Origin of the sequence: Nocardioides sp. NPDC057577 (assembly GCF_042801335.1) — a bacterium.
Classification (GTDB): domain Bacteria; phylum Actinomycetota; class Actinomycetes; order Propionibacteriales; family Nocardioidaceae; genus Nocardioides.
Map to the genome: position 1 here is coordinate 1 of NZ_JBHVGB010000170.1, position 13,338 is coordinate 13,338.

Sequence of the window (13,338 nt, forward strand, 5' to 3'; positions counted from 1 at the left end):
CGTTATGACGCGCCGACTCGGCGTTGCTGAGCGTCAGGATGAGCCGACTCGGCGTTGTTCGGCAGTGGGCTCCGATCAGCGGCGCAGGATGGCCCGGAGCCGGTCCCGTCGCGAGGGTGGCGTCGCTTCCCTCCGGCGGGCGCGGGCGTCCTCGACCTCTTGCTGGATCTCCTCCGGCATCGTGTGCAGGCCCTGCATGACCAGCTTCACGACCTGCATCACCTCATCGCCCGGGATCTCGGCGTAGTCGCCGATGTTGTAGTCCGGAAAGGTGCTCTGCTCGATCATCTCGGTGAAGGAGAAGCCGCCGAGCTTGCCGATGAGGAGGTTGTCGTCGCGGTAGTCGTCGAGAAGCTCCTGGCGGAACTCGGAGGTCATGTAGACCGCGCTGGAGCTGTTCCAACCGAGCTGGGTCGCCTTGGTGACGAGCTCGCCACGGAGGATCTGGATCCACTTGAGACGAGTGGCCTTGTAGGAGTCGACGCCTCGGAGCCGACCACGCATCGGGGCCGCCGCCACGATCGGCGCCAGGTGGCGCGCGGTCTCGACGGTCCGCCAGCCCGATCCGACGTTGCTCGACCCCGCCCCCTCGCCCTGCATCGGGAGCTCGGACGTGCTGAGGAAGTCCGCGACGGCGTTGCTGTGGCGCAGCTCCTTGCGGATGAAGGGGCGAAGCCGCAGGTCGACGTCGGGGATGGCGGTGGTGATGGTGTCCGCGAACTCTCCGTAGCGCAGGAAGCTCATGTCGAGCGGTGACCAGTCGCGAAACTCCTCGAAGGGGAGATCGACCAGCTCGGCGTGCTCGGGCCTCATCACCATCAGCCGCTCGACGTAGAAGGCGTTGTAGAACGTGGCCTGATCGCGAACGTAATGGACCCAACGGACCTTCGCGCCTGCCTGACGCGCGTAGTCGGCGATCGCGCTGATGTGCTCCGGCTTGAGCAGCGAGAACGACTCGCACGAGATCACCGTGGTCTCGGCGGTGCCCGAGGCGATCGACTCGACGAGCTGCTCCCAGGTGCCGAGGGCGGGCGTGAAGAGCACCTCGCCGAGCAGCTGGGAGTAGAGGTTCTGGTGCTGGACGCTGTGCTCGCCCCGGCCGATCGTGGGGTAGGCCACCTCGGGAGGGAGCTTTCCCTCGCGGTTGGCGCGGGCCAGGAAGGTCTGGATCGCCGTGCTCCCGGTCTTGAAGGTGCCGGAATGGACGATCAGAGTCTTCTGCATGCAACGCTCCCCGAATGTCGCTGGGATGGAGAGCGGCGCGACGTCCCGCGTGGTGCGAATCTTACCCGCCGGGGCTTATTGGCCGAGCTTCTTCTGCTCGATCTGGGCATTGATCTCGACCAGCTCGGGATGGCTCTCCAGGAGGGCGACGAGACCGCGGGTGTCGAGCCGGTGGGCGTCGTGGTCCTCGATGAGGAGCTGCAGGAGCCGCAGGTCCTCGGGGGTGTCGAGGGTGATCCGGTACGCCGAGGCGTCCCGCTCCCACGGCAGGTTGAGCTGGGGCCGGGTCTCGTCGGTGTAGAGCCACGGGGTGACGTGCTCGCGGTGGGGCGTCTCGGTCGCGAGCCTGTCGGCCTCCAGCAGCGCCGTCGCGGAGAAGATCTCGAAGTCGAGGCCTCGTGGGTAGGTGCGCTCGAGGGCGTTGCTGGCATAGAGCGCGGGATCGCCGGCGGCGATCCAGGCGTCGATGCCGCGGCGTACGACCTCGCCGTCGATCAAGGGGCAGTCGCTGGTCACCCGGACGACGACGTCGGGCTCGAACTCCCGCACCGCCAGCGCGAAGCGCGACAGCACGTCGGGCTCGCTGCCGCGGACCACGCCGGCGCCGAGCTTGTCGGCCAGGACGGCGACGGGATCGTCGTCGAGGTTGGTGGTGGTCGCGACGATCACCGGCAGCCCGGCGGCGGTGAGCCGGGCGAGGTGGTGCTCGAGCATGGTGACGCCGGCCGCCTCGCGAAGCACCTTGCCGGGAAGGCGGGTGCTGGTCATGCGTGCCTGGGTGATGACTGCGGTCTTCACAGGACTCCGACCAGCGTCTCGACGACCTGGTCGACCTGGTCGTCGGTCAGGTCGGGGTAGAGCGGCAGGGACAGCTCCTCGGCGTAGAACGCCTCCGCGTTCGGGCACATCCCGCGCCGGTAGCCGAGGTCGGCATAGACCGGATGCCAGTAGACCGGGATGTAGTTGACCTGTACGCCGATGCCGGCCGCCCGCATCTTCTCGAACACCTCGCGCCGCCGGTCCTCGAGGACACGCACCGGATAGAGGTGCCACGCCGGGTCGACGCCCTCGCGCCGGACCGGCAGCCGAAGCCCGTCGACGTCGGCGAGCGCGGCGTTGTAGCGGGCGGTGATCTCCGCGCGCCGCTGCTTGAACCCGGCCAGGCGCTTGAGCTGGGAGAGGCCGAAGGCGCACTGCAGGTCGGTGAGCCGGTAGTTGAGCCCGAACTCGTGGACCTCCTGGTGCCACGGCCCCTCGTCCTTGATCCGGAACCGGTCCGCGTCACGCATGAGCCCCACGAAGTGGAACTCGTGCGCCCGCTGCGCGATCGCGGCATCCTTGGCGACGACGGCACCGCCCTCGGCGGTGGTGAGGTTCTTGGTCGGGAAGAACGAGAGCGTGGTCAGGTCGGCCAGGTCTCCGACAGGGCGTCCACCGGAGAAACCACCGATCGAATGGGCGGCGTCGCCGAGGGTCAGCGCGCCGACCCGGTCGGCGATCGGCTGCAGCGCGGCGTAGTCGGCCGGATGGCCCGCGTAGTCGACGGCGGCGACGACCTTGGTGCGGTCGGTGACGAGTGCATCGACCGCGGCCGGGTCGATCAGCGCTGTGTCCGGATCGACGTCGGCGAAGACGACCTTCGCGCCGAGCAGCGAGGCCCCCGACGCGGTCGCGACGAACGTCATCGGGGTGGTGACGACCTCGTCGCCGGCACCCACCCCGGCGGCGGCGTACGCGATGTGGAGGGCAGCGGTGCCGGAGGTGCACGAGACCGCCCGGTGCCCACCGACCAGGTCGGAGAGCGCCCGCTCGAACGCGGCGACCGTCGGCCCGGTGGTGAGCCAGTCGCCACGCAGGATCGCCGTGACCGCCTCGATGTCCTCCTCGGAGACCGACTGGCGGCCGTAGGGCAGCACTAGATCCCCGACTCCAGGACCTCGCGGAGGTCCTCGGCGTCGTACCAGATGTCGTTCTTGTCCGACGCGCAGTGGAAGCCGTCGGGAACCGGCACGGCGTCCATGATCGGCTTGTAGCCCCACTGCGGGTTCTCGGGCTCGATCACGTAGTACTTCCCGTCGCGGATGCTGACCGCGCGGCGGCCCTCCTCCGGGCTGATCATCTCCTCGTGAAGCTTCTCGCCGGGGCGGAGCCCGATGTCGACCAGCTTCGCCCCGGGCGCGACCGCTTCGGCCAGGTCGACGACCTTGTGGGAGGGGATGTGCGGGACGAGCAGCTCGCCGCCCTGCATGATCTCGAAGGTGTCGAGTACCATCTGCACCGCTTGCGGCAGCGTGATCAGGAACCGGGTGCACCGCATGTCGGTGATGCCGAGCGCCTCGCCGCGCTCGGCCATCGCCTTCCACTTCGGGATGATCGAACCGCGCGAGCCGGTCACGTTGCCGTAGCGCACCACCGAGAACCGGGTCTCGTAGGAGGAGGCGTAGTTGTTGCCGAGGATGAAGATCTTGTCGGCGGTCAGCTTGGTCGCGCCGTAGAGGTTGATCGGCGAGGAGGCCTTGTCCGTCGAGAGCGCGACGACCTTCTTGACGCCGGCGTCGATGGAGGCCTCGACGACGTTCTGCGAACCCAGGACGTTGGTCTTGATGAACTCGAAGGGGTTGTACTCCCCGGTGTCGACCTGCTTGAGCGCCGCGGCGTGCACGACGTAGTCGACGCCGTGGAGCGCCCGGTGCAGGCGGTCGCGGTCGCGGATGTCGCCGATGAACCAGCGAAGCCTCGGGTCGTTGCCGAACAGCTGACGGCACTCGTACTGCTTCAGCTCGTCGCGCGAGAAGACGATCACGCGCCGCGGGTTGAGGTTGTCCAGGACGTGGCGGATGAACGCCTTCCCGAACGAGCCCGTCCCGCCGGTGACCAGGACGCTGGCACCGTCGAGAGGATGGTCGATCGGGGCGACGGACTCTCGGGGGTCCGAATTGGGCACGGTCACGGGGATGCTCTCTACTCTGGGCCTCACTGGTGCGCCAACGATGTGGCGCGCAAAAGGTGACACACGTGCCGTTCGTCGGAACGGACGAATCCGGGAGGTTGCGCTGACATGTCCGTGGGATCGTCCGAGGACGTACGGCTGCGGCGGGTGGCGATGGTGTGCGACGCCGGTCCCGATGTCGGGATCGGGCACGTCATGCGCTGCCTGGCCCTCGGGGAGGAGCTCGTCGCCCGAGGCGTACGCGTCGTGATGGTCGCGGACCTGGACCGGGTGCCGTGGGCGGCGGAGCAGGTGCGGCGCCGGGGGATCGAGATCGCGTCGCCGGGGCCGGGCGATGTCCGCGACGTCCTCGCCCGCCTCGAGCCGTCGTCGGTGGTCGTCGACTCCTATCTCCTCCCGGCTTCGGTCTACGCCGACCTGCGCGACCGCTGGCCGCTGCTGGCGCTCATCGACGGCGACCCGCGCGGTCGGGTCGCCGACCTGTACCTGGACCAGAACCTCGGTGCGGAGGTCTCCACCTGGGCACTCCCCGAGGGGTCCCGGCATCTCGGCGGGCTCGCCTACGCCCAGCAGCGACGTGAGATCGTCCGGCAGCGTCCGAGCGCGCCGAAGGCCGCCGCCGACGAGCACACGCCCGTGCGGGTGCTGGCGTTCTTCGGCGGGACGGACGCCTTCGGAATCTCCCCACGAATCGTGCGCCTGGTCGCGCGAGCGGGGATCGCCGTGGAGCTGACCGCCGTCGCAGCCACCGCGGAGCTGGCCGAGGAGATCGCGGGCATCGTGCCTGCGCCGGGCCAGGCCGTCCACGTGATCGGGCCGACCGACACCCTGGCCGAGCTCGTCGCCGACTCGGACGTGGTCCTCAGTGCCGCCGGGACCTCCGCCTGGGAGCTCTTCTGCCTCGGCGCGGCCGTCGGGTTCGTCTGCGTCGCCGACAACCAGAAGGACGCGTACGTCCGGATGGACCAGGAACAGCTCGCCGTCGGGATCGCCACCCTGGCCGAGCTCGACGGCGACTCCGCGGACGCCGTGGCTCGGATGCGTGACCTCCTGGGTGACGTACGCCTGCGGGAGAGGCTGCGCGCCGCCTGCTGGGCCATGGTCGACGGCCGAGGGCCGGAGCGCGTCGCCGACGCGCTCCTCGCCCTCGACCGCGATCGCGTCTAGACCAGGTCCCAGCTGAGCGGGGTGCCGGCCGGAGCGTCCTTGGTGAAGGTGCGGCCGAAGACGATGTCGACGTCGCCCGGCGGCAGCCCGTCGGCGGGGCGGACGGAACGTACGTTGTCCGGTCCCACCTTCTCCCCGGCACGCACGTCGCGGGTGACGAAGAGCGAGCGGCGGAAGCGCAGGCCCTCGCGCTCGGCCGACTTCGGGCCGATCCGGGCCTCGCCGAGCGCCTGCCAGGCGATCCGCGTCTCACTGACCAGCGAGGCGAACTCGTCCGGCTCCAGGGAGAAGTCGGAGTCGACGGCACCGTCCTCGCGGGAGAGCGTGATGTGCTTCTCGATCACGCACGCGCCGAGGGCGACGGCCGCGACCGAGGCGCCGATGCCGAGCGTGTGGTCGGAGAGGCCGACGGCGACGTCGAGCCCGTCGCGCAGCACCGGGATCCCGCGGAGGTTGGAGGCCTCCGGAGGAGCTGGGTAGGACGCGGTGCAGGCCAGCACGACGAGATCGTCGTTGCCGGTCGCCCGTGCCGTACGCACCGCCGCGTCGATCTCGGCAAGGGTCGCCGTGCCGGTGGAGATGATCGTCGGCAACCCGGTCTCGGCGATCGCGCGCACCAGCGGCAGGTCGGTGATCTCGGAGGAGGCCGACTTCAGCATCGGGACGCCGAGCCCGACCAGGAAGTCGACCGCGGTCGGGTCGAAGGCGGCGGAGAAGGGGACCATGCCCAGCTCGGATGCCAGCGCGAAGATCGGCTCGTGCCACTCCCACGGCGTGTGCGCCTCCTCGTAGAGCTCGTGAAGGCGACGGCCGGGCCACAGCGGGTGGTCGGCCGAGAGCCGGAAGGCGGGGGTGTCGACGTCCAGCGTGATCGTGTCGGCGGTGTAGGTCTGGATCTTGAGCGCGTGCGCGCCGGCCTCGCCCGCGGCCCGCACGATGTCGAGCGCCCGCTCCAGGTCGCCGCCGTGGTTGCCGGACATCTCCGCGATCACGAACGGCTCGTGGCCGGGGCCGATCGTGCGGTCCCCGACGGTGATCTCCTGGGTGGTCATCATTGCTCCTTGCCGGAACGTCGGGTGGGTCGGTCGTCGCGGTGCAGCCTGACCGGGATCGCGGTCACCGAGCCGTCGCCGACGGTCTGCTCATAGGGCTCGCCCTCGGTGAATCCGAGGCGGCGGTTCATGGTGCGCACGGACTCGTTGTGGGGGAGGACCTCGCCCTCCAGGACGTCGATGTCGAGCCCGTCCGGTCCGGGAGCGAAGGCGTACGCCACGGCCTCCCGCATGATCTTGGTCCACGCCAGCAGCGCGGTGCCGTCGGCGGTGGTGCCGTCGTGGTCGAGATAGAAGCCCCAGGAGGCCGACCTGGCGACGGGGTCGTGGTCGAAGAAGGTCACCACGCCGAGCGGGCGGGAGGCGTACTCGAACATGAGCACTCGCCGGGTCGGATCCTGGCAGACCCGGGACCACCAGGCGGCGTGCTCCTCAGCGGTGATCAGATGCTGGTTGATGCTCACCGACCGGTTGGCGTCCTGGTTGCGCCACGCGAGCATGTTCGGCAGGTCGTCGGCGGTCGCCCGTCGCAACATCGATCTCCTCAGACGTCAGTGGAATGCGCGCTCACGTTACCCGCACGTTCAGGACCGGAGAGGTTTTCCTCGCCGGGCGTCACGATATGGTCCGAGGCCATGGAGACTCTTGACCGACCGGCGGTCCGCAAGCTCATGGGCGAGGTGCTGGCCGTGCAGGGGAAGACCCTGCCCGCCGACGACACCGCCAAGCTGGCCGACATCGGCTTCCGCTCCCTCGACTTCTCCGAGCTCGCGCTCCGGGTCGAGGACGAGATCGGCGACGAGCTCAACTTCGAGGCGGCCGGTCTCCGCTCGATCGAGACGATCGGAGACGTGCTCGACCTGCTCGTGGAGATCCAGGGGCAGTGATCGCCGACAACCTCGTCGTCGACGCCCGGACGGGGAGGCGTGCGACCTGGGGTGAGCTCGGTCGGCACGCCGACCCACGGCCGGCGCCGACGGCCCGCGTGGTGGAGCACAGTGTCGATGCGCTGCCGGCGGTCGCCGGTCTGAAGGACGGCGGCGAGCTCCTCGTCGTCGCCGCGGGACGGCTCGACGAGGCCCTCAGCGCTGAGCTGCGCGGGGCCGGCTTCGACCTCGCCGCCGGCGACGACGTCCAGGAGGCGACCAGCCCCCGGGCGGCCGAGGACGGCCGGGTCTGGCTGCTCACCTCCGGGTCGACCGGCCGGCCCAAGCGGGTCGGTCACACCCTGGCGTCGCTCTCGACCGTGACCGGCGAGCTGGCTCCGCGCACCTGGTTGTGCCCCTACTCGCCCGGCACCTACGCGTGGTGGCAGGTGATCACGCTCGGGCTGGGCGTGCCCGGTCAGGACCTGGTGCTCGTCGACCCTGCCGACCTGGACGACTGGGTGACGCCCGCGCTCGAGCACGGCGTCACCGCGGTGTCCGGGACCCCGACGTTCTGGCGACGTACGTTGATGCGTCACGGCGCGGAGCTGCGGAAGCTCGCGCTCGAGCAGGTCACGCTCGGTGGTGAACCGGTCGACCAGGCGGTGTTGTCGCAGCTCAGCGAGGTCTTCCCGGACGCGCGCGTGTCCTGGATCTACGCCTCCTCCGAGGTCGGCGCCTCGATCGTCGTCCACGACGGTCGCGCGGGCTTCCCGGCCGAGTGGCTCGACCGTGACCTCCCCGGTCGCCCGCGACTATCAGTGGTCGACGGCGAGCTGGTGATCACCTCGCCGCACCACGGCACCGACGCCTCGGGCGCGGAGATGGCCGGCGCCGTACGCACCGGCGATGCCGCGCGCGTCGAGGACGGCCGGGTCCTGGTCACCGGCCGCCTGGACCGCGACGAGCTCAACGTCGGCGGCTCCAAGGTGTCGGCCGGTGCCGTACGCGACCTGCTGCAGTCCCACCCCGCGATCGCCTGGGCGGCCGTACGCGGTCGCAAGGCGCCTCTGGTCGGGACCATGGTCGTCGCCGACGTGGTCGCCGGCCAGGACTCGGGCGTGACCGCCGACGACCTGACCCGTTGGGCTGCCGAGCGACTGCCCGAGTACGCCGTGCCGCGGCGTATCAAGATGCTCGACGAGATCCCGGCCAAGGAGACGCTGAAGAGCGATGTCTGATTTCCAACTTGTCGAAGCGAAGCCCGAGGCGATCAGTGCTGTTCCGCCGGTATCGGTCGTGCTGGTCTCCGGTGCCTCCCGCGGCCTCGGTCTCGCCATCGTCAGCGACCTGCTCGAGCGCGGGGTGAAGGTCGCGGCCTTCGCGCGCACCGTGACCCCCGAGCTCGAGGCGCTGGCCTCGAAGTACCCCGAGGCCACCCACGTCGGCTCGGTCGACGTGACCGATGAGAAGGCGGCCCAGGCGTTCGTCAAGGAGGTCGAGGCGAGGCTTGGCGTCATCGACGGGCTGGTCAACAACGCCGCGATCGGGCAGGACTCGCTGCACGTGCACACCTCCTCGGACCGGATCGCGCAGATCATCGAGACCAACCTGACCGCGCCCCTGGTGCTGACCCGGTTCGTGCTGCGGCGCCTGATCGGCAAGGGCCTGAAGGGCCGGGTCGTCAACGTGACCTCGATCTGTGGCCAGCGTGGCTACCAGGGCCTGGTGGCCTACTCGGCCACCAAGGGAGGTCTCGACGCCGCGACCCGCTCGCTGGCCCGCGAGCTCGGCGGCCGGGTGCTGGTCAACGCGGTCGCTCCCGGGTTCTTCGCCTCGGAGATGTCCGCGGTGCTCGGTGCGAACCAGCTCGAGTCGATCGCGCGGCGTACGCCCTCGGGCGCGATGACCACACCCGAGGACGTCGTGCCGACCGTCCGGATGCTGCTGCTCGAGCAGACCAACATCAACGGTCAGTCGATCGTCATCGACGGCGGCGGCTCGATCTGATGCCCGGCGGCCGGCTCCGGGTCGGCAGCGATGCCGAGCTCGCCGGATATCGCGCCCGCAGCCACCTCCACGACGACCGGGTGGTCGCCTGGACGGGTTCCGACGACGTCCCGGTGGCGGTCGACGCCGAGGTGGAGCGTACGGTCCCGGAGGCCCTCGCCAGGCGGTTCGGCACCGATGGGTTCTGGGAGCGATGGACCCGGGCGGAGTGCGTCGTGAAGCTCACCGGCCGCGGCGTCGTCGACATCGTGGCCCTGATGGCGAGCGAGGTGCCCATCACCGACGTGCGCCTGAGCACCCTGCGTCTACGGGGCGGGATCGTGGTCTCGATCGGCAGACTCCCTGGCGAAGGTTCCCCGGAGGGGTATCGGCCGGAGTGCGGGAGACTGTTCGTTCGCCTGTAACCTCTGAGTTCGATCAGATTCGCGAGTGCGTCAATTCGGGACGACCTCGAACCGAGAGGGATTGTGCATGGGTCAGGGAATCGTCGACGTCCTGCGTCGCGCCGAACGAAGGATGCCGCAGGGCGTCCGTCGACTGGCTCGTGACGCCGGGCATCGCGTTCTCGGCCACGAGCGCGGCGCGCTCGTCTCGGTCGTGGTGACGGTGACCGACCAGGACAAGCAATACCTGGCCGAGTCGCTCCTCTCCGTGCGCGAGCAGACCCACACGACCCTCGAGATCCTGATCGCGCCCTACGGCCAGGCCAGCGTGGTGAGCGACCAGATCCTCGCCGACCTCCCCGACGACTACCGCCTGCGGCTGCTGGACAGCTCCTCGACGCAGGCCGAGGCCCGCGACCGTGGTGGTCGCGCGGCGCGGGGCGCCTACGTCTGCTTCCTGCTCGCCGCCGACCTCCTCACCCCGAACGCGATGCGTACGCTGGTCACCTCCCTGGAGCAGAGCGGGTCCGACCTCGCGGTCGGTCGCATCGAGAGCCGCCAGCGGCTCTCCCCGCCGGTGGTGCCGGCCTACGACCTCGTGCACGCCGAGAACCGCTCCGGCCTCACCCTCGACGAGTTCCCGGTGGCGCTGAGCGACGTCGGGGTGAGCAACCGGCTCTTCCGCACCTCGTTCTGGCGTCGGCAGGGCTTCAGCTTCGGCGGCCGCGGCGGCGCCGACGCCGTCGGGTTCGACGGCTACCTGAGGGCCAACCGCTTCGACGTGGTCACGGCGCCGGTGTGCGTGGACATGGACCGCGCCGACGGCACCCCGGTCGAGCAGCTCCACGACCAGACCCTCGGGATGGAGGAGTGGATCGAGCAGACCCGGTCGACGTGGGTCGCGATCGGAGAGCTGGCCTCGGGCCTGCGTGACCACTGGGCGCTCGGCGGGCTCGCCGGTCGTGCCAACACCATCCTCGGTGACGTCGAGCGGATGAGCGCGGAGCAGTGGACCGCCCTGCGCGACCTCGTCGTCGAGATCGAGCGCGACGTCGCTCCGGAGGTGTGGCTCAAGCTCCCGGTCGAGGTGCGGGCCCGGCTGACCTACCTCATCGCCGACCAGCGTGAGGAGCTGACCGCGTTCGTCGCGTCGCGCTGGTTCGAGCGCGGCAACCTGCGGACGCGGGTCGCCGGCGGCCAGATCCACGGGATCTTCCCCGACACGGACCTGCCCGCGGCCGTGACCACGCTCAACGAGCACGAGACGCCGGCGCGGGTGCTGGTGCGAGACGTACGTCCTCTCGACTCCGACCGGGTCCTGGTCGACCTGGTGGCGCGGATCGAGCTCGTCGACCTCGCCGAGACGACCCCGTTCTTCACCGCCCGCCTGGTGCCGGACTACGTCAGCGCGGACGACGAGGACGGGGTCGCGAGCGACCCCGACGCGGCGCTGCCCGACCCGATCGACCTGACCGTCACGCCGCGGCGCGACGAGCAGGCCAACATGACCATCGGTCACAAATACCAGGACTACCGCGCCGGCGGGTGCCGCACCGAGATCGACCTCACCCGGCTCTCCGCCGGGCGCTGGCACCTCGAGGTCACCGTCGCCGTCGACGGCGTCGTCCGCACCACCAGCGAGGTCCAGATCGACACCCGCGGCCCGGCGGGCAACCTGGCCACGCGCTACCGGCCCCGGGTCCACACCTCCGCCGGACTGTCCGTGGCCTGCGACCGCTTCGAGGACCAGCTCAGCTTCCGCGCAGTCCCGACGACGACCACCACCACCGTGGAGCAGGTGCGGGTCGAGGGCCGGACCATCTCGCTCACCCTCGCCGGTCAGCTTCCGCAGGCCGTGCGGGCGATCGGTGGCGGCGTACGCATCGAGGCCCCGGTCAAGGACGCCACGGTCACGCTCAGCCTCCCCGCCCACGGGGCCGTCGAGCCGGGGGCGCCCGCCGCCTGGCGGCTGGAGACCCTCCAGGACGGCACCTCGGGCCGGATCGTCTGGACCGACGCGGTCGGTGAGCCGTGGACCGGCGAACGCGGCGGCAGCGTGCTGGCTTCGCGGGACGGCCGCGGCTACGCCCAGATCATCGAGGTGGCCGACACCGTCGCGCTCGACCAGGTCGAGCTCGGCGAGGGCCGCGTCACGGTGCGTGGCCACTGGCTCAGCTCCATCCCGAAGCACGCCCGGCTGACCATGTCGGGCTCGCGACACAGCGAGACCGTCAAGATCGACACGGGTGCCGACAGCTTCGAGGTCGTCTTCACGCTGCGCTGGGACGAGTGGGGCCTGGGCGAGTCCGTCCTGCCCAGCGGCATCTACCAGTTCCAGCTCACCTGCGGCGCCAAGCGCAGCGGCAACGTACGCCACACCAGCGCGTTCCTCGAGCATCAGGCCGAGTTCCAGACCAGTGACGAGGTCCGGCTGCGCCCGGTCAACGGCAACGGCCCGGGCGTCACCCTGCAGCCGCCGATCTCCGTCGACCACGCCGGCAGCTACGCCCACAACCTCGCCCGCGAGCGCGTCCTGGCGGCCGAGGAGCCGATCGACGAGTCCGCGGTCTACCTCTCCACCTACGCCGGTTCGACCGGCACCGACTCGCAGCTCGCGATCCACGAGCACCTGCGTCGCACCCGGCCCGACCTCACCCTCTACTGGGGCGTCGCCGACCATGCCTCCCGGGTCCCCGAGGGCGGCATCGCGGTCGTGCTGCAGAGCCCGGAGTGGTACCGAGTCATCGGCACCGCGAAATACCTCGTGCAGAACATCGACTTCGACCGCTGGTGGCACAAGCGGGAGGGCCAGCGCTTCCTGCAGACCTTCCACGGCTACCCGGCCAAGTCGATGGGCCTGCGGATGTGGCGCGCGAAGATGTTCTCGCCGCTGCGCTGCGAGGCCGAGCTGGACCGCACGACCGCCGGGTGGGACCTGATCCTCACCCCGACGCCGGAGATGGACCGCTACTACCGCGAGGAGTACGCCTACGACGGCCCGATCCACAGCGAGGGCTATCCGCGCGATGACGCGCTGGTCCGCCCGTCGGCGACGGAGGACCGCGAGCGTACGCGCAACCTGTTCGGCATCGCCCCCCACCAGAAGGTGGTCCTCTACGCCCCGACCTGGCGCGACCACCTGGCGCTGAACTACCGCTCGGCGAAGATGGTCGAGCACCTCGATGTGGTCGCGGCCAGCGAGGCCCTGGGCGACGAGTACGTCATCCTGCTGCGCGGTCACCGGTTCAACTCCAAGGGCAGCGAGCGCAGCGAGCGCACCGCCCGGATCATCGACGTCACCGACTACCCGGAGATCAACGACCTGATCCTGGCCTCCGACGCGGCGGTGCTCGACTACTCCAGCCTGCGCTTCGACTTCGCCCTCACCGGGCGGCCGATGGTGTTCCTGGTGCCGGACCTGTCCGACTACACCGGCGGCATCCGCGGCTTCCTCTACGACTACGCCGACACCGCCCCCGGGCCGATGCTCGACACCGCCGAGGAGGTCGTCGCGGCCCTGTCCGACCTGGATCGGCTCGAGGCGGAGCACCGCGACCGGATCGCGGAGTTCAACGCCAAGTACCAGTACACCCAGGACGGCAAGGCCACCGAGCGGGTCGTGGAGCGGTTCTTCGACAAGCCCTGAGGCCCCAGACGCGACGATGGCGCGGTCCCCTTGCGGGGAC

At 70.3% G+C, this 13,338-nt stretch carries 12 protein-coding genes; 6 read left to right on the top strand and 6 right to left on the bottom strand.

Annotation, left to right across the window (positions count from 1 at the left end):
• Positions 1–75 precede the first annotated feature (75 nt).
• The 4 genes from ACFU7D_RS24350 to pseB all read right to left on the bottom strand — a co-directional run bounded on the left by ACFU7D_RS24350 (position 76) and on the right by pseB (position 4,174).
• A complete protein-coding gene (locus ACFU7D_RS24350; RefSeq protein WP_378872165.1) occupies positions 76–1,224 on the bottom strand; it encodes a hypothetical protein in 1,149 nt (382 codons plus the stop codon).
• A 75-nt stretch (positions 1,225–1,299) separates the two neighbouring features.
• Positions 1,300–2,022: a cytidylyltransferase domain-containing protein gene (locus ACFU7D_RS24355; protein WP_378872168.1), complete on the bottom strand. Its 723-nt coding sequence runs from the start codon at positions 2,020–2,022 to the stop codon at positions 1,300–1,302.
• On the bottom strand, positions 2,019–3,140 hold the full coding sequence (locus ACFU7D_RS24360; protein WP_378872171.1) for a DegT/DnrJ/EryC1/StrS family aminotransferase: 1,122 nt from the start codon (positions 3,138–3,140) through the stop codon (positions 2,019–2,021). The genes ACFU7D_RS24355 and ACFU7D_RS24360 overlap by 4 nt, the downstream gene beginning before the upstream one ends.
• The gene (gene pseB / locus ACFU7D_RS24365) at positions 3,140–4,174 is read right to left on the bottom strand and encodes a UDP-N-acetylglucosamine 4,6-dehydratase (inverting) (protein ID WP_378872174.1); all 1,035 of its coding nucleotides are present in this window, start codon (positions 4,172–4,174) and stop codon (positions 3,140–3,142) included. Before pseB ends, ACFU7D_RS24360 begins: the two co-directional genes overlap by 1 nt.
• Before the next feature lie 108 nt (positions 4,175–4,282).
• Between pseB and ACFU7D_RS24370 the strand changes: the two genes are divergently transcribed.
• On the top strand, positions 4,283–5,341 hold the full coding sequence (locus ACFU7D_RS24370) for a PseG/SpsG family protein (protein WP_378872176.1): 1,059 nt from the start codon (positions 4,283–4,285) through the stop codon (positions 5,339–5,341).
• Here the strand turns inward: ACFU7D_RS24370 and pseI are convergent.
• A complete protein-coding gene (pseI, locus tag ACFU7D_RS24375; RefSeq protein WP_378872178.1) occupies positions 5,338–6,393 on the bottom strand; it encodes a pseudaminic acid synthase in 1,056 nt (351 codons plus the stop codon). The two genes, ACFU7D_RS24370 and pseI, sit on opposite strands and share 4 nt — an antisense overlap.
• Complete coding sequence (locus ACFU7D_RS24380) at positions 6,393–6,929, bottom strand: GNAT family N-acetyltransferase (protein ID WP_378872181.1); 537 nt, start codon at positions 6,927–6,929, stop codon at positions 6,393–6,395. Before ACFU7D_RS24380 ends, pseI begins: the two co-directional genes overlap by 1 nt.
• A 99-nt stretch (positions 6,930–7,028) precedes the next feature.
• Here ACFU7D_RS24380 and ACFU7D_RS24385 point away from each other — a divergent pair, with 99 nt between their 5' ends.
• The 5 genes from ACFU7D_RS24385 (at position 7,029) to ACFU7D_RS24405 (ending at position 13,298) form a co-directional block, all read left to right on the top strand.
• Positions 7,029–7,280, top strand: coding sequence for a phosphopantetheine-binding protein (locus ACFU7D_RS24385; RefSeq protein WP_008354901.1), 252 nt, complete (start codon positions 7,029–7,031; stop codon positions 7,278–7,280).
• Positions 7,277–8,500, top strand: coding sequence for an AMP-binding protein (locus ACFU7D_RS24390; RefSeq protein ID WP_378872183.1), 1,224 nt, complete (start codon positions 7,277–7,279; stop codon positions 8,498–8,500). Before ACFU7D_RS24385 ends, ACFU7D_RS24390 begins: the two co-directional genes overlap by 4 nt.
• Positions 8,493–9,269 (top strand): SDR family NAD(P)-dependent oxidoreductase, encoded by a 777-nt coding sequence (locus ACFU7D_RS24395; RefSeq protein WP_378872186.1) that lies wholly within the window; start codon positions 8,493–8,495, stop codon positions 9,267–9,269. Before ACFU7D_RS24390 ends, ACFU7D_RS24395 begins: the two co-directional genes overlap by 8 nt.
• Positions 9,269–9,673, top strand: coding sequence for a hypothetical protein (locus ACFU7D_RS24400; RefSeq protein ID WP_378872189.1), 405 nt, complete (start codon positions 9,269–9,271; stop codon positions 9,671–9,673). Before ACFU7D_RS24395 ends, ACFU7D_RS24400 begins: the two co-directional genes overlap by 1 nt.
• A 67-nt stretch (positions 9,674–9,740) precedes the next feature.
• Positions 9,741–13,298, top strand: coding sequence for a CDP-glycerol glycerophosphotransferase family protein (locus ACFU7D_RS24405; RefSeq protein ID WP_378872191.1), 3,558 nt, complete (start codon positions 9,741–9,743; stop codon positions 13,296–13,298).
• Positions 13,299–13,338 lie beyond the last annotated feature (40 nt).